Below are 22,068 nucleotides of genomic sequence, written 5' to 3' on the forward strand. Positions count from 1 at the left end.
CGGTTCGAAGCGAGGCTGGGCAACGGGCAAACGCATTACTGCGCAGCTCCGTTGCTCCCCCCGCTTTTTTTTGATTTTTCTTCTCCATTGGGGCTATTTTCCACAAAAAAGAGGGACAGAGGGCTGCCAAAGTGCAGTTTTTTGCCCAGTCGTGGTATGATATAGGTTAAGTCACCGTTCTTTTTCATTTATTTTGGGTTAATAATAGGAATACGTATCGAAGGAGCACCACGAAAATGAGTATATTAGAGCCATCCTCAACACCAATAAGAGAGCTGTCGCCCAGCTATGATCCTTGGGACCCGATCACTTCATTGCGTAAGCACGGGCGTCATGTGCTGACCAGCGTCGAGATGACGGTTACCAATCTGTGCAACATGCGCTGTGAGCATTGTGCGGTTGGCGACAGCCTGACCACTAAAGAAGGAGACATGCTGCCGCTTAAAAACATGCTGGACCGCCTGGAAGAGGTTGAACATTTGCAGACCATCAGCATTACGGGCGGCGAGCCGATGTTCCGGGCCGGTACGGTCGAAAAAACAATTGTGCCGCTGCTCAAATATGCCCGTGAGCGGGGCATCCGGTCGCAGATTAATTCCAACCTGACCATGCCTTATTCCCGGTATGAGCAGCTGCTGCCCTATTTGGATGTCATGCATATCTCCTTCAACTACGTAAATGGAGACGACTTTCATGAGGTCGGCTTTGCGAACAGCGGCCACCCGGTCTCAAAGGAAGCGGCTTACCGGCTGTATGACACGATGCTGGAAAATTCCCGCCGTTTAAGCAGTGACGGGATGCTGATATCTGCGGAATCGATGATCAATTACCGGACGCATAAAAAGCTGCCGGCAATCCATAAGCTAATCGGGGACATGGGGGCCCGGCGGCATGAGGTGCATCCGATGTATGCCTCCAGCTTTGCTTCCAAGCTCCCTGTACTGTCCCTGAAGGAAATGGGAGCAGCGATCCATGACCTGCTGGACCACCGTGATCCAGACATGTGGATGCTGTTCGGTACGCTTCCTTTCTTTGCCTGCAGCTTTCTGGAAGAAGACCAGAAGCTTCTCCGCAGATTGCGGGAGGAAACAAATGTAACCCTGCGCAATGATCCGGACGGCAGAAACCGTGTGAATGTCAATATGTTCACAGGAGACGTGTTTGTGACGGATTTTGCCGATATCTCCGCCTTTGGCAACATCGGCAGCGGCAAGCTGGATGATATTTTTACCGAGTGGCAGCTGAAGCATCCGCTCAATCAGAAGGTAAATTGCCACTGTGATGAAGCCGGCTGCTGTGGTCCCAATCTTCTCGTAGCCGATATGTATTATCCGAAGGTTGATTTCAAAACAAGAAAAGCGATCACTCTGTAGAAATGGGGCGTTGTTATAGTGCATACGGAATTTGAAGTGGGGAGATTGCTGCTCAATCTTTTACTGGTTCTGGTGCTCGTATTGTTGAACGGCATCTTTGTGGCAGCGGAGTTCTCGCTCGTAAAGGTGAGGCAGTCGCGTCTGACGCAGCTCGTCAGCGAAGGGAACAAGATGGCCGGATATGCGCTGAAGGTCAACAAGAAGCTGGATGCCTATCTGTCGGCGACCCAGTTCGGGATTACGCTCGCCTCGCTGGGGTTGGGCTGGGTCGGGGAACCGGCCATCTCCGAACTGCTGGTGGAGCCGCTGATGGTGCAGATTGGGGTTACCGATCATACGCTGATCTCCACGGTATCCGTAGTTGTAGGTTTTTCGATCATTACCTTTTTACATATTGTGCTGGGTGAGCTTGCGCCGAAATCCCTGGCCATCCAAAAAACGGAAGGCTCCGCGCTGCTGCTGTCGGCGCCGCTGATGTTCTTTTATAATGTGTTTCTGCCGTTCATCTGGGTGCTGAATGCATCGGCCAATGCACTTCTGAGGCTGGTGGGAGTAGAGCCGGCCAGTGAAGCCGAAGCCGCCCACTCGGAAGAAGAAATCCGCATTCTTATGAACCAAAGTGCCAAGAGCGGTGTGATTGACAAGGATGAGATGAAGCTGATGGACAACATCTTTGAATTCTCTGATCTGCTGGCCCGCGAGGTCATGCTTCCGCGTACAGATATGGATGTGTTATACAGCAATCTTTCTCTGGAAGAAAATATGCGGATTATTACGGAGACGAAGCATTCCCGTTATCCGGTGGCTTTTGAGGACAAGGACCGGATTATCGGCTTCATTCATATCACCGATCTGCTGTTTGCGCCGCTGGAGCAGCAGAACGATCTGGCATCGCTGGTCCGGCCTATCCTCAATGTGCCGGAATCCATAGAGATCAGCCATGCGCTGCGGCTGATGCAGAAGAACAAGGCCCAGCTTACACTCGTTGTAGATGAATATGGCGGGACCGCAGGGCTGCTCACTGCCGAGGAGATCCTTGAGGAAATCGTAGGGGACCTGCATGACGAATTCGAGGATGAACGTCCAAGCGTGGAACACAACGGCGATTATATCTCCGTCGAGGGCCGCATGCTGATTGAAGATGTGAACGACCTTACCGGCGTAGTGATTGAGGACGACGAGGTCGACTCTATCGGAGGCTGGCTCTTCAAGGAGCTGGAGGGCAATCCGTCCAAAGGCAAGCGGGTAGTCGTCGGTGATGTTACCTTCGAGGTGGAGGAAGCCACGCGTCTGCGGATCACCCGAATCAACATCCACCGTGAAACGCCTCTGGTATCCGAAGAGGATGAAGCCGGTGAAGATGGGGACGGCGTGAAGTAGGCGGACGTCCCGGCCGCTTTAATTTACCTGTGAGCATAAGCGTGCGTTCTGATTGTACGCGTTCTGCATTTGATTTTGTTTTGATATGGTATGCCAAAGGCTGTCCAAGTCACACGATGATTTGGACAGCCTTTTTTGTTGTGCTGGGAATAAGTCACAACAGCCGCAGATACACCGTGAAGGGAGTACGGTTTGTCCGCAGAAGCCTACAATGCGTGCAGCCAAGTTCCAGAAATGCTTATTCCAACGAGCGACTGCTCACCGGCTTCTTCGCAAGTATTAGTTGGAAAAAGGGAACTTATTTTACCGAAAATTCAAAAATAATCAGATTTAAGTGGAAAAAGGAAACTTAATTGGACTCAATTACCTCGCTAGAGGCAAAACGAGCTGAATTAGTGTACCTTTTTCCACTTAACCTGCGGAGAAAAGGGGGCACGAGCAAATTAGTTTCCCTTTTTCCACTTTGAACTGCCGCAGGGTTCATGGGGACTCGTTCTGCTGGAAACGCTGGAATGAAATCCAAACCCGCTGCACCGTCCTTTACTGGACAGAGCGCACCCGGTTCGTTCTTATGCTGACAGACTTCAAAAAGGATTTCACGTTATGTTTCGTGACGTCAGATTCATGAGAAAAGAAATGTATCCCTTTTCATTTAGGAATCAAAGTAATATTACCGTACATAATAAAGTTGATACGCCTATCTCACCGGAGTTCTTCCCTCTTATATACTTTTCTCAAGGAATAAAGAGGGGGATTGCAAGATGAGCAAAAGGACAGCGCATCGGTGATGTCCATCGTGTTCTTCATTATTTTTAATTCCTATAACGGGGTGCTGAACCAGTTCCTGCTGAAATATCATCTGGTGGGTGAGCCGGTAAGCTGGCTGGGACCTAAATATGCAATGCTGACGACTATAATGATTGATCTGGGGAGCTGTCGGCAACTACATACTGCTCTTCCTGGCTGGACTGCAGGGCATACCGGAGGATCTGTACGAAGCTGCGTCCATAGACGGAGCAAGTGAAGCCCGTAAGCTGTGGAGCATTACCATTCCGCTGCTGGGTCCGGTTATGCAGATGATCATCATGCTGGCAATTACGATTTCACTCAAGGGCTACGAGAGCATTATGGTATTGACCCAGGGCGGACCCTACAGCAAGACGGAGGTTATGTATCTGTATCTGTTCAAGCTGCTGTTCCCGATTTCGCCGGAAGTGCAGACCCAGCAGCAGCTCGGCTACGGAAGTGCGGTCGGTTTTGCGACGGGCGGTTATTGTGGGTGTGGTCACGATGATTTATTTCTACTTTTCTATATTAAGCCGGGGAGGATTATTCTATGGTACAGAAATTGCTGGGGAAAACCATTCTGTGGATCTTCCTGCTGGTCAGTGCTGCAATCACCTTGTTTCCCATTGCTGTCGTCATTTTCGGTTCGCTGAAAACGAATCTGGAACTGACCACAGGTGCGACGATTCTGCCGGCCGCTTGGGAGTTCGGCAACTATGCGACGGCGTGGAAGACGGCAAACTTCTCGCGTTTTACCTGGAACAGCATATTTGTCAGCACGATGACGACGGCAGGCTCGCTGCTAGTGTCCGCGATGGCGGCGTATGCGGTTGACCGTGTATCCAAATCGACTAAACCTCCGGAAGACACCAAAATTCGTACGGTTATCGAAGCCGCAGTCAGGCATTTTGATCTGCCGTGATGCGAATGCTTGAATGGCGAAATAATGATTTATGAAGGTGGAATTCTTAATATCATCGAATATGATAACAATCTTTTACACATACTTATTTTGGAGGGGAGCATGGAACGATGCACAAAATTTTTAGAACGATTGGTGAGTGTAAATGAATCTTATAAAAAATGAAATCTTCTATCATATTGATAGTTATGGAATATGGAAAAAAATACAATATATCAAATAAATAAAAATGAACAACAAGCTTATTCAAGTGTGTCAAGAGCTTTTATAACTGAAGACAGTAAAAAAAACATACCTTATATACCATTAATCAAACTTAGGACAATGAATGATTTAAAAACTGCTTTAAATTATGCTTTAAACTCAATCCAACATCTTAATTTTGTACTAAGAGAAATGGTCTTTGAAGAAGTAAGAATGAAACATTTTCCTGATCATCCTTCCAGGCAAACATGTCTTTACGTTACCAACAAAGAAGAACTTGCTTATTGGTATAGAAGACTTGTAAGAAAAGAAAAACGAATTATTGTATTTGAGTTGACAGGGAGAATTCATCAAGCTTCTGAGTGGCACACATTTGTAGGTGACTTGAAAAGCGTAGAACAATATAGGCAACTGGCTAACTGGTATTGGAATGGAACCCCGGCAAAAACAGTTTGGGGTGAATATTGGAGCAATAAAGGGCAACTCGATCGACAAGAATGGATTTTTGAAGGAACGGCTTATGTGGTTGATTTCAAAAATAACTTGGATGAAATCGATTAACAGGGGAACCGATTGTGTCTTATTGCGTTATCGTATCCGAAAATTCTGTCCAGCTTTCTAGAGTTTTGTACTTTCTATTTCTAAATATTCCTTTATAGTTTGAATAGAGGGTGTTTTTTTAGACTGGATTGAAAGGATATTATTTAATACATCTATTTCATCTGATTGATCGATATTGCCGTAATTCATAACATAATTTATTAAATTAACAATAGAAAAAATATCATCTTCGAATTTTGGTAATCCATGTTCTTTTTGATTAGGGGATATAAAACCCGGTGTTCCAAAACCATATGCAGGAATCTGACTATCCACCTTGTAGGCAAATTCAAAATCAATAAAATATACTTCGCCATGCTGATTTATTAAAATATTTGAGGGACTTAGATCTCGGTGTATGTATTTCTGATTATGAAGTCGCATAAGATTCTCGCAAATCTTAATTAGATAGTTAAGTAATTCCTTTTTTTTATCTTTATTAACATGAAACCAAAGTTGTTTACATGTTAGTTCTTCAGTTTTTTCTTGTAATGTCTTCCCTTCAATAAATTCCATTGGAAGATAACCACAATTATTATCATCAAAATAAGAATCAGTCTTTGGTATAGATAACTTAGATTCTAATTCTTTGTGTATCAATTCTTGATTCTTAAGTTGATAACGACCATCTCTTCCATACCAATCAGATGTACAATGTGCTCTAGCTTGTTTCAAAACTTTAAGTTCAACGTGTTCGTGTGACCTAACATCCAAAGTTAATAATATACCACCTTTAGGAGAAGATTTAATTACTTCTAATAATAAATATCCAGGACCAATAATATTATGTGAATAAGTTGCTGGATAAGGAAATGTGAACTTTGTAAAAGGGATAGTCACACCTTTTTCCAGTCGGTATGGGATATGGTATTCATCTTTTACTAATCTATCATTAATATATATATATTTTGTTCTTTCACCAGTGGACTTGGTGACAATAATTGGATTGAAACTACCGTATCTGGCGTATACAACATCTCCTAGACGTAAATCAGTAATAATTTCTGGTCCTTTTTGACCCTTGGTAATCTTTGCTAAGTCTTCTGATATCATTTTGGCTTCGTTATCATCTTTTGGGTAAATTGTAATGCATTTTCCTATTTGTGTATATCCAAAAAAACCTTCGTTTAATTTAAATAGATTTTCAGAACTATTAATTATTTTAAAACACAATTTTGATTTTTGGAAAAAGGGAAGTATTAACTCGAAAAGTTGTAATGCGTTTGTAGGTATAGTTGATAAATGTATTTTCCAACCCTGTATTCTTGAAGAAGTTCCAACTTGTAACCAAAGACCTTCAGAAATATACTCGAATTTGTGTTTTGTCAATATTAATTCATAATTCATAGATAAATTATTTCTTAACATCTGAGCCTCCGTATGTAGCTAATTGGCTTAGCTGAAGATACTTTGTATAAGGAATATAGTTTGACTTGGCATGGAGTCTCTGCGGGCAACAGTTCTAGCTAATGTCGCAAAACATTAAGATTTTACGATGTTAACTAGCATATAGTGCCCGCGACTTCATAGGGGATATGCTAAAAAGGGTTTTTCAAACTAATAGATCCCACTAAGTTTTTTTCTAAATATCATATTGCTCATGGCAACAGTGAGAAACAACCTCTGAATTACCTAAAGCAAATACTCCATAAAATGCTTTTTCTGGCGTCATAGATAGAATTTGTTCTCTAATTGCAGCATCTGTTATGTTAATCTCAGAAAGAATTTGGTGTGGTTCATTAATCAACTTGTTAAAGAACTCTTGATCTGATTTCGCTTTTTCCATTAATTCTTTATAAATTGTGGTTTTAATATTATCCATATAGATCCTCCTATTTTTATATTCATCAAAATCATTTCCTGTTTTAGAGGGATTTATACAAAATCAGTTCTGAAATGTAAGCTCACGTCGAGGAACTAGTGCCCCTTCAGACAACCTTGATCTTGTTTTGTTCTCTTAAAATAATGGCCTTACGTTTGTTCTTATTACGCCAGCGGAGGTATGCCTGAATGGCTAAAGCCAAGTCTTGATGTTTGGCAAAATCACTGCCCTCCAAAACAAACTTTCGAAGCGGTCCGAAGTGGCATTCAATTCGGTTGAGCCAAGAAGCATATGTTGGCGTGAAGGTGAGTTCCACATTATTTTTCGATGCCCAAGCCTTCACTTTATGGTGAGGATGCGGCGAGAAGTTATCGAGCGGCGAGCAGATGCTTAACCCCATGAGGACGGATATAGGTTGCACGTAAACGAGACGGTTTGCGCTGTTGGAACCAGCCTTTTCCTATTCCGGATCATTTGAAGTTTTCCAGGTTTTCGTATTTTGGTAGGTGATTTTGGCCTCGTTCAAGATGACCTGAAGGATTTCAATGGAAATAGAAGCTACAATTTCTCGTTCTTCTGCCGCGTGTTTGAGCTTCGAAGGTGAGCAGTTTGTAAACGGGGAACCTGCAACTTTTGGCGGGATTTGGGCAAGTTCAATAGGCGGCCGTCCTCCCCCATATTTCGGTTGGAGTGAAGTCATTCCTTCCTGATTAAACCGATGAAGTGTATGCCGAATATGTTCACCTGAAATGTGATACAACCGGCTGATCTCGGGTACTTTCATTTTTTGGGCGGAGGCTAAAATGAGCAAGGATCGACGAACTTGCACAGGGTCATTAAGGAGGAGTTGTATGATGGAATCACAAGAGAGGGTATATTTCTCTTTTCGGGGCCCGTTCGATCCATGCCCGCCGGTGCCGTTCAAGACGTATGTGGTCCCGCCGAACCAGTTTATTAATTTTCATAGGCGTGCTGACGGATATTTCAACCGAAGAATTCGCCCGTTAAGGTTATCTGTTATGAGTTAACCTCGGGATTCTGGTAATTTCGGGTACAGTTTAAGAACATCTAGTACATGCTCTACTTGTGGTATTATCCCCGCCTTAGCCTCTTTACGTTGTTCCTCTATGTTCAATTCATCTTGTGCGAAAGGTAGTCCTCGTTTCAGCATCAGCAATTCGTTCAGATAGGTTCTGAGATCGTTCTAAAAACACTTCTATAGACACCACGTTCCTCACACGCAGACCGTCTGAAATTCGTTCTTCTACTATATATAGACAAAAAAAGGGAGCGTCCATAAGCCATGAAATGGCTGCTAGGGCCCCTCATTTTTTTGAGCAAGATCGACGTCAGCACTTGGTGTGGACGCTCCGTGAACGAACCGTTGCTCCAACCGCTGCAGCTTTTTTCCACAATCAGTCCGTTCTCTCAGCAGTTTAAGCTGGAATTGTTTCTACAATTTCTTAAGAACAACAAAGAAATCGCCCTTTTGGTAAAATGGAAGTACCACCATCCATCCCGAAAGGAGCGATTTCTTTGTACATTCAATATACTATGGACCAACTTTGCTTGCCCATGGATTTAGAAGAAGACATCCCACAAAATCATCTTGTTCGTGTCGTCAACGCCGCCGTCCTTCAATTTCTCGTTTTTTAAAACCATCCACGGCTTTGTCTTTAGCGGATAATCGACTTGGCGCGCATACGAAGCTGGTGCCGTTCACCGCGGATAGCATTGCCAAGCGCATCAATATTCTGGTACAAGGCGAGGCCGGAGAAACCGGCATCACCGATATGCTGAATATCAACCCCGCATGCTTTGCAGGCAAGGGCGATTTTCTGTACAACTTCCTTGCTGGAGCTTTCTTGGCTTGTGCCGATGGCTGACAGAGTCAGCACTTTTTTGGACGGATCTGTCACAGAACGATTATGTGTATGGACAATCTCCACCATCCTCGTCAGGTCTTCTTCCCTAAACTTGGGCACGGTATAGACAGCTGGGAACAAAATAATATCGGCGCCAGCGTCAATGAAGGCCTGCACGGTTTCCGCATCAATAATAGGCTCATCGATGCCAGAACTGTGCATTTTGCCTGCAATAATCAGCCCATGGAAATGCTGGCGCGCCTGGCTTATTGAGTGGCAAATGGCTGAATTCGTAACACCGGTACCTGGATTTCCAGTGAGGCAAATGAAATCCAGACCAAGCTCATTTGCTTGAAGAAAAGTAGATACAGTTGCTCTGCGGCCCGGGCCGAGGTGCTCTTTTTCGTCCATGGTTTCTCGCGAATCGTCAACGGGTTCCAAGTTGGCGCCTACCGGCCGGCCAATCAGATTCCTCAATGTCCGTACAGGCTGCGGATCGGCAGGATCAATACCTGATATTTGTGGTTGCTCTAGATCGAATGCGTTTAGCAGCAGTAGATCCGCTCCCGCGAACCGGGCAATTTCACCATTCGTGATTCCGTCAATAATGGGTTCCTTTACTACCGCCGTCTCAGCCAATATTGTTCTTCCTTCACTGGCATATATGGAGAGCTTTAACTCATCCCGATTCATGGCAAGCAGGTCGCTGGCGTTGCAGTTCAGTAATCGTTTCGTCATGGTTTTCATTCTCCTTTGCTTTCTTCACGAACAAATTGCTTGTCCATTGTTCTGAAGAAAGGATAATAAATAAGAACGGATACGGCCAGGTTGAAAATTTGCAGAATAGAGCCGCGGATGCTGCTTGTAGCCAGATAACCGCTAATCAACGGCGGCATGGTCCATGGAACCGACACACCGTTCGTTTTTGGTACCAGACCTGTCACCATAGCGAAGTAGGTCGTGATTACCATTGCAATCGGAGCCAGGATAAACGGGATGAACATGATCGGGTTCAGTACGACCGGGACACCGAACATGATCGGTTCGCCAATATTAAAGGCCGAGGGCATAATGCTTAGGCGTCCCATCGATTTGTTTTGATTGCTCTTGCTAAACAGGAACAGACAGACCGCAAGGGCGAATATTGTGCCGGCACCGCCCATATGGACGAATATATCAAAGAACGGCTGTGTGAAGATGTTGGGCAATTCTTTGCCGGCTTGGAGTGCCAGACGGTTCTCGTCCATTTTTTGCATCCAGATTGGATTCATAATGCCGCCCATAATGTTACCGCCATGAATTCCCGTCAGCCAGAAGAGGCTGATTAGCAGATCATAGATGATTGCACCAAATATGGTGCCGCCCAGCAGTCCAAGCGGTTTTCCAAGAACAGTCTGAATCAGATCATGCAGGCTTCCGATTCCAGTGGCATCCAGAATCCAGCTAACAGCAGCGAAGAAGACGATAATGAAAAAGCCCGGAATGAGAGCGGTAAAGGATCTGCCGACCGCCGGAGGTACGCCGTCAGGGAGCTTAATGACCAGATTCTTACTGATGACGAAGCGGAAAATCTCGGTGCTGATTATTCCGATGATGATCGCAACAAAGAGTCCTTTGCTGCCCATAAGACTAAGCGGAATGCCTGCAGCATTATCTGCGGACAGAATGTTGGGAGTGCTCAGTAAATAGGAAGACAGGGACAGGATTCCGACCGACATCCCGTCTAGTGAATATTGATTCGCCAAGGAATAGGCAATGGTGAATGCAGCTAAAATCCCAATGAGCCCGAAGGTGCCGTCGACGATCATCCCTAGGCGGGCTCCCCAGCCGCTTTCGTTCATAAGATTCAAATACCAGTTTGCCTCAATAGGGAGGCTGTTAAGAATCAGAGCAATCGACCCGATAATAATCAACGGCATGATGTAGGAAATTCCGTCGCGGATGGCCACTAATTGTTTGACTTGACCGATCCTCCCCGCAAATGGAGCGACCTTTTCTTCCATGAATGTTTGAATTTTGCTCATTGTATATTCCCCCTTTAGTATTTACCTGTCCAGTTCCAGGTAATTCAGCAGCAACCGGCAGTACATCATATTCGACCATGAGAACCATTCCCGGGTATACTGGCTTTCATTGTTTACATCAAAGCTTTCATGGCATTGCATCGTACCTGCCGTGGTTCCAACCAATAAATCGAGCAGGCGCTCTTTCTCATTTCTGCTGTTTGTGGTCAGACCTTGCATGGCCAGAGCTATTGGCCAGATATATTGATCCGGTGTATGTGAGCTTCCAATCCCTGATGCTACGGAGCCGGAATAATAATAAGGATTGCGGTCACTAAGCAGGAGCTCACGTGTGTTTAAGTACACCTCGTCTTCAGCATCGCAGTAGCCAAGGTAAGGAGCCGATAACAAGCTGGGTACATTTGCATCATCCATCAAAGTGTAATTGCCTAGCCCGTCCACCTCATAGGCAAAGACCTTTTTCCCTGTCAGTGCATCTTCAACAATGCCATACTTGTCGATTCCTTTTTGAATCTCATCCCGCAGGCGGCCGATCTCCTCAGTGAGAGCACTCTCGTCATAGAATTTTCCAATAATTTCAGTCAGGTAAGTAAGGATCACTACAGCGAACATATTTGCCGGAATCAGGTATCCGTACCGGCAGGCATCATCACTTGGCCGGAAACCGGACCAGGTCATACCAGTATAACCAACTTGTGCTCCCTTTCCGTCATTGACGAGTGTATCTTCCGGGCGTTCATCGAAGCGTTCAAATGAATAGGTTGAGCTCTCGTGGCGTTGCTCTGTTCTAAACAAGGTTACAATTTCTTTGACCGCTTGAAGGAAGGTTTCATTGAAATGCCAGGTATATCCTGTTTGCTTATATAACAGATACGCAAGTCTTACTGGATAGCACAACGAGTCAATCTCATACTTCCGCTCCCACACCCAAGGCGACATGGACGTTTGGTCTGTCTGATGCCCGTGACTGTTTGGCTGTTGGTTAAAAGCATTGGCATAGGGATCAATGATAATGTACTCGCATTGTTTTTGGACGAGCTTTGCAATAAGGTGCCGGAATACTTCATTTGACTTAGCCAGGATCAAATACGGCTCAATTTGTGCTGTAGAATCCCGGAGCCACATGGCGGGAATATCCCCGGTTACCAAATATACCGAGCCGTCATCTTGAATGTGAAGCGTTCTCAATAATGTATCCGAAAAACAATTACGGAACTGATCTCCCCACAAATTCTTGTTCATTTGACGGGTCATGGCATCTACTTGTTCCAACATTCCAGTAATTCCGAGCATGGCTTGTTCTTTAATAATTTCCAACTCCTTCTATCATTTATATCATTTTATAATACATTTAGCTCTTTTATAATATGTTTTGTTATTTACCTTTGTCAATCAAATTATTAAATGATATAATATATATATCTTTTGGTAAAGGATAAGCAAACTATGAAAAAGAAACCTTTGTATCAAACGATCTACCAGAGTATTAAAGAAGGGATACAGAGCGGCAAGTATGCCCCGGGCGATCAGGTGCCCACCGAAAAAGAATTAACGGATATGTACGATGTCAGCCGGTTGACCGCTAAAAATGCAATGAATCTATTGGCGGAGGAAGGGTGGATTCATCGTGTTTCAGGTAAAGGGAGCTTTGTCAGTGAACTGGCAGTTGAACAGGCGAACCGAAGTGAACAGAGACAGGCGAGGCTAATCGGTCTGATTCTCGCCGGGTTCTCGGACAGCTACGGAACAGAGCTGCTCCGCACCATGATTCACGAGTTGACCCGAAGGGGATATCACGCGATCCTCAAGATTTCCAATGAATCGCAAGAAATGGAGACCCAGTATTTAAACGAACTGATAGCTTTAGGAGTTCAGGGTATTCTCATTTTGCCTGTTCAAGCGGAGTTTCATAATGTAGCCCTACTGAAGGTGACTCTCAGCAATTTCCCGATTGTGCTTGTAGATCGAAGGCTGTCTGGCGTATCTGTTCCTTATGTGGGCAGCAATAACAAGGAAATTGCGCATCAGCTGACGATGAAACTTCTAAATTCCGGGCATAACAAAATCAGTGTTATTTCTCATGAAAACTTGAATAATTCTTCGCTTAACGATCGGATGGACGGAATCAGGGATGCTTATATGGAAAAACAGGTGCTCCTTGATAACAATCTGTGGTTGCTTGATCTAGAGACGTCCTATTGGAACTTATCGGATACACAACTGCTGGAAAGGGATTTTCAAAAAATCTACCAAAAGCTTCAGGAAAAGCCGGAGATCACTTGTTTCTTCGCGTTGGATTATCTTAGTGGACAAATATTGTGGTATGCGCTGCACCAGATCGGTAAGAGCATTCCTGAGGACTATAGCTTACTCAGCTTTGATGGTCCGCTGCAAAACTTTTTATCCCCTTCATTCACCAGGATTATTCAAAATCAGCCCGAGATCGGCCTGCACGCTGTAGGCCTGCTGCTTCAGATGATTGAATCAGGACAGCCGGATTACAAGGAAGTCATCGTCAAGACAAGATTTCTGGATAATGACTCGATACGTATCAACAAAAAGCAGACAGGAGAAGCGCCCGTATGGGATGCTGAGGAATAGGGAAGCTCAATGATAGTAGAGGAGGAGAGCCGTATGTATCCCCGGATTGTACTCATCCTGCAGTATTTGCTCCATACGGACTCTTCAGTGACCGGAGAGCAACTCGCTATTGAGATTGGAGTGACCTCAAGAACGATACGAAGCGATATCAAGGTATTGCACGACCTGATATCCAGTCACGGAGCCGAGGTTCAGTCTTTGCGGGGAATAGGCTATGAACTGAAGATTAGTGATCGGTCGGCTTTTGATGCCTGGCTCAAAAAGCATATGTCCAGCGCAGCTGTTGCAACAGGAACTTTTATGGACCGGGTCGGTTTCGTTATGAGAACATTGTTGTTGGCGGAAGGCTATGTGAAATTAGAGAAATTAGCAGATCAAATGTATGTTAGTAAATCAACAGTCCAAAACGTGTTGAAGTCCGTGAGGCAGAGACTGAATGTCTACGGACTTCAAATCACAACCAAGCCAGGCTATGGCTTGAAGATTAGCGGAGAAGAATACCAGCTTCGATTGTGCATCGCGGATTCTTTTCGGGAAGATGTTAACCAGACAGGCGTGGATGATGCGGAGGATAACGGATATCCCCTTTTTTTCAGCAGGGATGAATTTATAGAGGTCCGTGACATCATCATTGGAAATATGAGGAGACATGGCTTGTTTTTTTCAGATCGCGGCCTTCACAATCTCGCCATTCATATTATGATTGCTGTACGACGGATCCGGGAAGGATATCTAATATTATCCTTGCCGCGGGAGTACATGTGGTCCGCCAACAGCAAAGAAGCGACAGCCGCCCAGGACATTGCAGCCGCCCTGGTGTCCCGGTCTGCCCTTATGTTTTATCCTGAATATGAGGTGGAGTACCTGACTATGCACTTAATGGGTACAGAGTTGTCTATAGAACTGGGAGATACCCAGCGAATGGCATTGACAGAGTCGGACCAAGAATACCGGATGTATGTCAAATCCATGATTGAAGAGATGGAAGCGCTCCTAGAACTCGGGATCATGCATGATTCAGAGCTGGAATGGGGGCTTACCTTGCATCTCAAGCACGCTCTCAGCCGCATTCGCTTTGGGATGGGCTTCAACAACCCGATGCTGGACTCTATCAAGATGGAATATCCGCTTGCTTTCCAAGCAGCCATTGTTGGAGCCGCCAAGCTGCAAAAGCTATCAGGCCTGCACATCTCTGAGCAAGAAATTGGCTATATTGCGCTCCATATCGGAGCTGCACTGGAACGGCTGGAAGAGCGTTATGCCGTCAAAAAGTGCATTATCGTGTGCAGCACAGGACTTGGCAGTGCCCGCCTGTTATATCATAAGATCAATAGGCATTTCGGTTCTAAACTGGAGGTCGTCGGCACTTATGGATATTATAATTTGGACCAGGCTCCGCTGGAGATCATCGATTTTATTGTGAGTACCGTTCCTCTCCCGGCTGAATTGCCACTTCCGGTCGTACAAGTACAAACCCTGCTTCAGAACTCGGACCTTCAGCAAATTCAGAGGATGGTCTTACATCTTGGGCAGGAACTTATTGGCTTTATCCGTGAAGAGCTGACATTTTTGCAGTTGGATCTGGAGAACAGGGATGAAGTTATAAGTTATCTATGTAACGAGTTGGAGTCCAGGCATCTGGTGACACCTGCATTTCTGGAATCCGTTAAACAGAGGGAACAGCTCTCATCTACCGCTTTTGGCAATCGGACAGCCCTGCCGCATCCGCTTGTTCCACAAACGAAAGAAACCTTTGGTGTCATCTGCACTTTGAAAAAACCTGTGATGTGGGGAGACAAGCCTGTTCAGTTCGTTTGCCTTTTATGTGTGGGGAAGAAGAATCAACAGGAGCTGACAATCCTTTACGATACCCTGATCCAAATCACGGAAAGCCCTGAGCTGGTTGAGCAGCTGATTAAAGCAGAGACATTCCGGGAGTTAAGCTGCTTTTTTTCCTAAGGTAAGCGGAAAAACATTCGCTGTAGGTTGAAAAAGGTATGGCTTATACTTGTGTAAACACTGTTTCTCTTGGTTGGGAGCTTTGTATAGTACTTCGCCAAGTTGATCTGGTGCACAATAATGCAATCGGAGGGGAAGTTAATGGAGTATATAGAGAAGGTTATGTCGATGATCGCGAAGTCTGGTGCGGCTAGAAGCCAAGCGATGGAAGCCATTATGGTTGCGAAGCAAAAGAATTACGCTGGTGCGGCTGAGCTTTTGGATAATGCCTCCCAGGATTTGAAGGATGCGCACAAGGTACAGACTCAATTGATACAAGAGGAAGCTGGCGGTACCAAACACGAAATTTCACTGCTGATGATTCACGCCCAGGATCATTTAATGAATGCAATGACCGTCAAAGATTTAGCCAAAGAAATTATCGAGCTGCATGAATATACTCATCAGCTTCAAATTTGAAAGGGGACGACATTATGATTAAGATTGTACTTGTATGCTCTGCTGGTATGTCTACCAGCTTGATGGTTAAAAAAATGCAGGAAGCAGCTCAGACAGGTGGCCAGGAGGTAAGCATTCAAGCGACTGCCGGAGAGAATCTGTCCAACTTTGGTAATGACATTGATGTATTAATGCTTGGCCCGCAGGTTGCATATATGCGGAAGGATTATGAGAAGAAATTTGTGCCTAAGGGTGTCAAAGTAGATGTGATCAATACAGTTGATTATGGACGGATGAACGGAGAAAAAGTCCTGGCCAGAGCCTTGGAACTGGCAGCAGAGTAGTGTTCAATCTCACGCTGCGTAAAGAAGGAAAAGTATGGATTAAGTAAAGATAATACAAGGTGGAGAAATATTATGCAAAAAACATTCAGAATTACCGATGAAGACGGAATTCATGCACGTCCGGCGACTACGCTAGTCAATACAGCTACTAAATATAAGAATACCGAAGCTTTTGCGGAAGCCAGAGGCAAGAAGGTTACATTGAAATCCATTCTGGGTGTGCTGTCCCTGGGCCTTGAAACCGGCGACACGCTAACTCTGATTACGGAAGGAGGAGAGGAGGCAGAAGCACTGGGCGCACTCCAGGAAGTGATGGTTAAAGAAGGGCTGGGCGAGGTTCATGAATAGACTCACATCGAAAACTGGACGTACAACACGGAAGAGTTATTTTCGGAATCGGAGCCAAAGTTGCAAGGAATATCTGTTGAAAAAGTTAGTGGAGGATCGCTGCTTTCTACCTTTTATGGTTTTACAATGATGCACGGCTACCCCTGTTGCAGAATTATCGACTTATTAAGTAATTTAAACAGCTCAAACCATTCTTGTCTATAGAGATCAACAAGGGGACGCAACCCATCCGCTTGTTGGAATGAAAGAGGGCGGATCATTTCACCCTCTTTCTTTTCTAAACATGAGAAAATGGGCAGCAGCATTTTTTGTGACAAGAAAAACCACAGGTTAGCTTACACTGTCATGTCAGCAAAGGTTTTTACCCCGGCAGAAGTGCCGGTGGAACGGATATTCGGTGAGACGGATGAATATCTGAATCGAAGTGGGATACTCCCATGTGAGCATTAAGATCACTGGTAGCTGATTCGTCCGTGAACAATTTGAATTTTAGAGCATAGTCCCAAGGTCGTATAGGCACTTGGGACTCTTTTTATTTTTTTTTTAATTAACGTTTTATAACTCGTGTGGTTGTCATAAGTTTGTTAAGAAGGCAATTTCCAGCGTTGTAACACAGAAAAACAGGAAAAAGGAGGAGCTGTATGATGGAATCACAAGAGAGGGTATATTTCCCTTTTCGGGGCCCGTTCGATCCATGCCCGCCGGTGCCGTTCAAGACGTATGTTGTCCCGCCGAACCAGTTTATCAATTTTCAGCCGCCGAATTGGCCGCAGTTTTCGCTGCCCGAGGCTTTGAGGGCAGGTACGCTGTGGCCTGCGCTGTTCAGCCCTTATGAATCCAAGAGCAAAGGAGGCAAGTAGTCTATGGAAGCAAATGCTTGCGAGCCGCGTTATTATGAAATGCTGGAGCAGCTGCAAACTCTCGATTTTGCTCTGGTGGAGCTGAATTTGTATTTGAATACCCACCCTGAGGATCTAAGGGCCATCGAGCAGTTCAATCAGCTTACACAAGAGCGCACCCGGCTGGCAAATCAGTTCCAGGAGTTGTACGGTCCGCTGCAGAGCTTCGGCCGCGCCTATTCGAAATGTCCATGGGAATGGAACCAGACTCCTTGGCCTTGGCAGGTCTAGCGGGCATGTATGCAAATGAAGTTTTGGATGAAGCTGATTCACGGATGCTTACATTTACAAAACCTTAAGGAGGGATCATTCCCGAATGTGGATATATGAGAAAAAACTGCAGTATCCGGTGCGTGTCAGCAAATGCGATGTGCGGATGGCGCGTTATCTAACGGAGCAGTACGGAGGAGCGGACGGGGAGCTGGCAGCCGCGTTGCGGTATATGAATCAGCGGTATGCTATTCCAGACAAAGTAATAGGGGTGTTAACGGACATTTCGACTGAGGAATTTGCCCATTTGGAAATGATTGCTACAATGATATATAAATTAACAAAAGATGCATCAATTAGTGAACTTGAAGCTGCCGGACTCGGGCCGAACTATGCACAGCGCGACCATGCGCTATTCTACCAGAATTCGGCAGGTGTGCCCTGGACGGCAACGTATATCCAGGCCAAGGGTGATCCGCTGGCTGACCTTTACGAGGACATTGCGGCCGAAGAAAAGGCCCGGGCTACATACCAGTGGCTGATCGACATGACGGATGACGTAGACCTGCAGGACAGCCTGAAGTTCCTGCGGGAGCGGGAGATTGTGCATGCGTTAAGATTTAAGGAGTCGGTGCAGATTATTATTGATGAGCGGGAGCAGAAGCGGGTGTTCTGACAATGAGGTATACACAAATTTCGTTATGAATATCTTGATCGCTAAGGTTCCCCCTTTTGTTATTGCCGATTTTGCCAGGGATAAGTTTATGAATACAACAGCAGACCTTCGGAATGGCGATTCCCTTATCGCTGGCTTCTGAAGGTCTGTTTTTATCTAGGTTCATGAACGCTTCATGACATTTGGATATATCTGATTTTTTTTAAATAATTTTCTGACCTGATCGGCCATAAAATCCGTGGAATGCGGCATTTGATGACGTATCCACCACTCCACAATGCCAATAAAAGCAGAGGCCAAGAATTGTGCATTTAACTCATTGTCGATAACGTGCCCATTGTCCGGCCCTTCCATTTTATCCATTAGACTGGCTGAGATAAAATGCAGCAACCGGTCCCGGAATAGAGAGGCTCTTTGATTGGAAAACATGGCAGAGAAAAACGGGAAATGGTCACGAATATAATCAAAAACCGGTTTAGAATTATATACCATTCCCTGGCTAACCGGATTAGCCTCCTGTTTCTTGCACAACGAGATCAATTCGTTGATGTGATCTTCAATGCATTTGTCCAAAAGGTCGTATTTGTCACTGTAGTGCAGATAAACGGTTCCGCGGTTAACATTGGCACGCTCCGCTATCTCGTTAATGGTGATTTGTTCAAGATCTTTTTCTGAAAAAAGCTCCAGAAACGACTTCGTTATAGATTGTTTAGTTCGAATAATGCGGCGGTCAGTTTTTGTAATATTTTCCATTTCTTTTGTTACCTCCTTCAGGTGATCAACAATTCTGAGGGTGTTGTTGAATATAAAACAAATGCGAATCGATTAACCATTGAGTAATCGAGGCGTCTGTCTATAATATTAATCAACGGCCGTTAAATATTCAACGCATGTTTTATATCGAGTATAAAGGAGCATTTATCAATGGAAAATATACAAAATAAAGTGGTCATTATAACGGGAGCCTCCAGCGGAATAGGAGAAGCTACAGCGAAGTTGTTGGCCCAAAACGGCGCAAAGGTGGTATTGGCTGCAAGGAGAGAGGAACGTCTAAATGCGATTGTAAATGAAATTAAACAGGGTGGCGGCGAGGCCGTTTCTGTAAAAGCAGACGTCATTTCTGCCGAAGATATGCAGAAATTGGCCAAGTTTGCCTTAAATACGTATGGCCGAATTGATGTATGGGTGAACAATGCAGGGGTCATGCCGAGTTCCAGGCTGCATGAATTAAGAGTAGGCGAGTGGGATCAAATGATCGATGTGAACATCAAAGGCGTTTTGTACGGCATCGCAGCGGTATTGCCAGCCATGCGGGAGCAGCAGTCCGGTCATATCATCAACCTATCCTCTACCGCTGGTTATCAGGTCTCCCCTACAAATGCTGTATACGCGGCCACCAAGTTTGCAGTTAGAGCCATCTCGGAAGGACTGCGCCTGGAAGAGTCTTCGGCTTCGCGTATTCGATCTACCTTGATTGCTCCTGGTCTGACGAAGACTGAACTTTTTGACAGTATTACCAGTCCGGAAGTGCAGACGATCGCCAATCAACTAAGCGGTGTAGGGATTTCTCCTTACAGCATTGCTAGAGCCATCGCTTTTGCCATTAATGAACCTGATGACACCCTAATCAGTGAAATTATGGTTAGGCCGACTGCATTACCTTGAATAATGTCACGGATTAATAGGTAACATCGTTATATGTATGAAAGGCGAAGTTGATAGAAATTACAAATTGAAAAAGAGAGGTAGTGTAGTTATGGCACAACGTATAAATTACATGCAACAATCACCGGAATTTTCCAAAAAAATGATGGAGCTCAGCAATGCCGAGAAGGAAAGTTCAATTGAAGAGAAAATTCGTCATCTCGTTCATATCAGAGCCTCGCAAATGAATGGGTGTGGATTTTGTCTGGATATGCATGTGAAGGAGGCTAAGATCCATGGCGAGAGCGAGCTGCGCCTCTATCACATCTCGATTTGGCGTGAATCCACGCTATTTAGCCCACGCGAACGGGCTGCGCTGGCATGGACCGAGGTTCTGACCAAGCTGCCGGAGCATGGCGTATCTGATGACATCTATGACCGCGTTCGCGGACAATTGTCTGAAAAAGAAATTTCAGATCTCACCTTCTCGATCATGGCGATCAATGCCTGGAACCGTGTTAACGTCGCCTTTAAGAACGTACCGGGTTCAGCTGACGCAGCATTTGGATTGACTAAAGCCGGCCTGAGCTAAGCTGTCTAACGAGCTAGCCAAACCAGGAGGTTAGCCAGTCGCAAGGTTGATTTCTGGCAGCATCGATGTCAAAACAGAAGCACAAAGAACCTTCGCAGGGTTCTTTGTGCTTCGTTTCATTATTGGGCGTGCTTCAGCTTGTCCGGGTTTCGGACAATATAAATGTTACGAATCCGATTTTTCTCCACATGAAATATCCCGACGGTATGAATCCCTTCGCTAGATCGAAGAATAAATGCAGGCTGTCTGTTCATCTGAACGACCTCGATATGAACTCCATCGATCGTTGATGCCCGGTGCAGTGGACCAACCAGGAACTGTGCAACAAGTTCTCTTGTAGAGAGGGGTTCTACAACGGCCGAGACTTTGCCTCCTCCATCGGAGACAAGGACAACTTCTTGATCCAGGATGGATAAGATTTGATTGAGGTTGCCCTGTTTCAGAGCGCTCAGGAAGCCATGGACGAGCTCGGGGGTAGCTCCCTCAGAATGAACAAGTTGTTCAGATGTAATCCCCATTTTCGCGTTAGCCCGGCTGAACAGTTTACGACAGTTCACCTCACTCTTCTCCACCAGTTCGGCAATTTCATGATAGTCAAAGCCAAGCGCCTCTCGAAGCACAAATACGACACGTTCCGTTGGTGATAGCCTTTCAAGCAGAACAAGCATCGCATATGATAGCAGATCGTCGCGGACGACCGCATCTATCGCATCATCATTCATGCTATGCAGGGGCTCCGGGAGCCATTCCCCATAATATTGCTCCCGTTTCCTGCGAGCCGATTTTTGTAAATCCCGACAGCGATTCGTTACCATCTTACAAAGATAGGCTTTAGGTTCTGCTAGCTTCTCCGGCGGTACATCGACTATTTTCAGAAAAACATCGTGTACAACATCCTCGGCGTCTGTAACAGATCCTGTTAATTGGTAGGCGAGCTTAAAGAGCAGCCCTTTATACTTCTGATACAGTTCCTCCATGTCTTCACTTCCGATCGGTTCCCCATATATTAAACCTATTGCAAAATAGGCCTTAGAAATAAAACGAGTTACGGGGTGATTTTGTGACATCCCCATTTATATAGACGGAATGATTCGAATAATATATCAACACAACCAAAGCGGCAACAATTCAACCCCACTCTGCATAACAATATCCCCGATCAATTCTAAAGAATTCCCGTTAGCTTAATCCTGGATTTCAATAGCATGATCATTACACCATTCAATTAACCGCAAAACCCGGCTTTGCCGACACCAGAATCGATTCGTAAGAGGCGACCTTTTTTCAAATCGTATTTACCGTATTGTGGTTAATGAACAGGCGTGGGTGAGAAAAAATTCCGAAAATGCCTTGCTGGATTGACGAAGCACGATTGTCCCAT

At 45.2% G+C, this 22,068-nt stretch carries 23 protein-coding genes and 1 pseudogene; 15 read left to right on the top strand and 9 right to left on the bottom strand.

Annotated features, from left to right (window positions below; translation table 11 throughout):
* Positions 1-236: 236 nt before the first annotated feature.
* From yfkAB to PRIO_RS10910, 5 genes and pseudogenes are all read left to right on the top strand, one after another.
* Positions 237-1,373 (top strand): radical SAM/CxCxxxxC motif protein YfkAB, encoded by a 1,137-nt coding sequence (yfkAB, locus tag PRIO_RS10890; RefSeq protein ID WP_046502291.1) that lies wholly within the window; start codon positions 237-239, stop codon positions 1,371-1,373.
* Between the two features lie 18 nt (positions 1,374-1,391).
* On the top strand, positions 1,392-2,753 hold the full coding sequence (locus PRIO_RS10895; RefSeq protein WP_020426726.1) for a hemolysin family protein: 1,362 nt from the start codon (positions 1,392-1,394) through the stop codon (positions 2,751-2,753).
* 775 nt (positions 2,754-3,528) lie between these two features.
* Positions 3,529-4,064: pseudogene (locus PRIO_RS10900) on the top strand (carbohydrate ABC transporter permease); the annotation flags it as partial.
* A 91-nt stretch (positions 4,065-4,155) separates the two neighbouring features.
* Positions 4,156-4,461: an ABC transporter permease family protein gene (locus PRIO_RS10905; RefSeq protein ID WP_331709859.1), complete on the top strand. Its 306-nt coding sequence runs from the start codon at positions 4,156-4,158 to the stop codon at positions 4,459-4,461.
* Positions 4,462-4,656: 195 nt separating this feature from the next.
* Positions 4,657-5,226: a DUF2441 domain-containing protein gene (locus PRIO_RS10910; protein ID WP_046502294.1), complete on the top strand. Its 570-nt coding sequence runs from the start codon at positions 4,657-4,659 to the stop codon at positions 5,224-5,226.
* 57 nt (positions 5,227-5,283) lie between these two features.
* Here the strand turns inward: PRIO_RS10910 and PRIO_RS10915 are convergent, their stop codons facing one another.
* The 7 genes from PRIO_RS10915 to PRIO_RS10950 all read right to left on the bottom strand — a co-directional run bounded on the left by PRIO_RS10915 (position 5,284) and on the right by PRIO_RS10950 (position 12,251).
* On the bottom strand, positions 5,284-6,612 hold the full coding sequence (locus PRIO_RS10915) for a class III lanthionine synthetase LanKC N-terminal domain-containing protein (RefSeq protein ID WP_231869863.1): 1,329 nt from the start codon (positions 6,610-6,612) through the stop codon (positions 5,284-5,286).
* Positions 6,613-6,847: 235 nt separating this feature from the next.
* Positions 6,848-7,087, bottom strand: coding sequence for a hypothetical protein (locus PRIO_RS10920; RefSeq protein WP_046502297.1), 240 nt, complete (start codon positions 7,085-7,087; stop codon positions 6,848-6,850).
* Between the two features lie 106 nt (positions 7,088-7,193).
* Positions 7,194-7,487 carry a transposase gene (locus tag PRIO_RS10925; protein WP_141639153.1) on the bottom strand — a complete coding sequence of 98 codons (294 nt, stop codon included), beginning with the start codon at positions 7,485-7,487 and terminating at the stop codon, positions 7,194-7,196.
* Between the two features lie 60 nt (positions 7,488-7,547).
* Entirely contained in the window at positions 7,548-8,012 is a 465-nt protein-coding gene (locus PRIO_RS10930) for a helix-turn-helix domain-containing protein (protein WP_167345607.1), read from the bottom strand.
* Positions 8,013-8,763: 751 nt separating this feature from the next.
* Positions 8,764-9,690 (bottom strand): DUF7916 family protein, encoded by a 927-nt coding sequence (locus PRIO_RS10940; RefSeq protein WP_020430540.1) that lies wholly within the window; start codon positions 9,688-9,690, stop codon positions 8,764-8,766.
* Between the two features lie 5 nt (positions 9,691-9,695).
* Positions 9,696-10,976: a PTS cellobiose transporter subunit IIC gene (gene celB / locus PRIO_RS10945; RefSeq protein ID WP_046502304.1), complete on the bottom strand. Its 1,281-nt coding sequence runs from the start codon at positions 10,974-10,976 to the stop codon at positions 9,696-9,698.
* Between the two features lie 21 nt (positions 10,977-10,997).
* Positions 10,998-12,251, bottom strand: a complete 1,254-nt coding sequence (locus tag PRIO_RS10950; RefSeq protein ID WP_231869865.1) for a glycoside hydrolase family 125 protein — start codon at positions 12,249-12,251, stop codon at positions 10,998-11,000.
* Positions 12,252-12,422: 171 nt separating this feature from the next.
* On the opposite strand from PRIO_RS10950, the gene PRIO_RS10955 reads away from it, so the two are divergent.
* The 8 genes from PRIO_RS10955 (at position 12,423) to PRIO_RS10990 (ending at position 18,451) form a co-directional block, all read left to right on the top strand.
* Positions 12,423-13,577 carry a GntR family transcriptional regulator gene (locus PRIO_RS10955; RefSeq protein ID WP_020430549.1) on the top strand — a complete coding sequence of 385 codons (1,155 nt, stop codon included), beginning with the start codon at positions 12,423-12,425 and terminating at the stop codon, positions 13,575-13,577.
* A gap of 33 nt (positions 13,578-13,610) precedes the next feature.
* Positions 13,611-15,536 carry a BglG family transcription antiterminator gene (locus tag PRIO_RS10960; protein WP_046502307.1) on the top strand — a complete coding sequence of 642 codons (1,926 nt, stop codon included), beginning with the start codon at positions 13,611-13,613 and terminating at the stop codon, positions 15,534-15,536.
* A gap of 141 nt (positions 15,537-15,677) precedes the next feature.
* Positions 15,678-15,995, top strand: coding sequence for a PTS sugar transporter subunit IIA (locus PRIO_RS10965; RefSeq protein WP_020430553.1), 318 nt, complete (start codon positions 15,678-15,680; stop codon positions 15,993-15,995).
* 14 nt (positions 15,996-16,009) lie between these two features.
* The gene (locus PRIO_RS10970; RefSeq protein ID WP_020430555.1) at positions 16,010-16,318 is read left to right on the top strand and encodes a PTS sugar transporter subunit IIB; all 309 of its coding nucleotides are present in this window, start codon (positions 16,010-16,012) and stop codon (positions 16,316-16,318) included.
* 72 nt (positions 16,319-16,390) lie between these two features.
* Positions 16,391-16,666 carry an HPr family phosphocarrier protein gene (locus tag PRIO_RS10975; protein WP_020430557.1) on the top strand — a complete coding sequence of 92 codons (276 nt, stop codon included), beginning with the start codon at positions 16,391-16,393 and terminating at the stop codon, positions 16,664-16,666.
* A 644-nt stretch (positions 16,667-17,310) separates the two neighbouring features.
* On the top strand, positions 17,311-17,526 hold the full coding sequence (locus tag PRIO_RS10980) for a spore coat associated protein CotJA (protein ID WP_039790013.1): 216 nt from the start codon (positions 17,311-17,313) through the stop codon (positions 17,524-17,526).
* A gap of 3 nt (positions 17,527-17,529) precedes the next feature.
* Positions 17,530-17,796: a spore coat protein CotJB gene (locus PRIO_RS10985; RefSeq protein ID WP_020430534.1), complete on the top strand. Its 267-nt coding sequence runs from the start codon at positions 17,530-17,532 to the stop codon at positions 17,794-17,796.
* 85 nt (positions 17,797-17,881) lie between these two features.
* Complete coding sequence (locus PRIO_RS10990) at positions 17,882-18,451, top strand: manganese catalase family protein (RefSeq protein ID WP_025705782.1); 570 nt, start codon at positions 17,882-17,884, stop codon at positions 18,449-18,451.
* 162 nt (positions 18,452-18,613) lie between these two features.
* Here PRIO_RS10990 and PRIO_RS10995 read toward each other — a convergent pair whose 3' ends face one another.
* On the bottom strand, positions 18,614-19,204 hold the full coding sequence (locus tag PRIO_RS10995; RefSeq protein ID WP_039788310.1) for a TetR/AcrR family transcriptional regulator: 591 nt from the start codon (positions 19,202-19,204) through the stop codon (positions 18,614-18,616).
* A gap of 171 nt (positions 19,205-19,375) precedes the next feature.
* On the opposite strand from PRIO_RS10995, the gene PRIO_RS11000 reads away from it, so the two are divergent.
* Both PRIO_RS11000 and PRIO_RS11005 read left to right on the top strand, forming a co-directional pair.
* Complete coding sequence (locus PRIO_RS11000) at positions 19,376-20,116, top strand: SDR family oxidoreductase (protein ID WP_020428498.1); 741 nt, start codon at positions 19,376-19,378, stop codon at positions 20,114-20,116.
* A gap of 91 nt (positions 20,117-20,207) precedes the next feature.
* Positions 20,208-20,687, top strand: a complete 480-nt coding sequence (locus PRIO_RS11005) for a carboxymuconolactone decarboxylase family protein (protein ID WP_020428499.1) — start codon at positions 20,208-20,210, stop codon at positions 20,685-20,687.
* 119 nt (positions 20,688-20,806) lie between these two features.
* Here PRIO_RS11005 and sigJ read toward each other — a convergent pair whose 3' ends face one another.
* Complete coding sequence (gene sigJ, locus PRIO_RS11010) at positions 20,807-21,664, bottom strand: RNA polymerase sigma factor SigJ (RefSeq protein WP_020428500.1); 858 nt, start codon at positions 21,662-21,664, stop codon at positions 20,807-20,809.
* Positions 21,665-22,068: the final 404 nt, after the last annotated feature.

The sequence above is a fragment of the Paenibacillus riograndensis SBR5 genome (genome assembly GCF_000981585.1).
In the GTDB taxonomy this organism is placed as follows: domain Bacteria; phylum Bacillota; class Bacilli; order Paenibacillales; family Paenibacillaceae; genus Paenibacillus_AQ; species Paenibacillus_AQ riograndensis.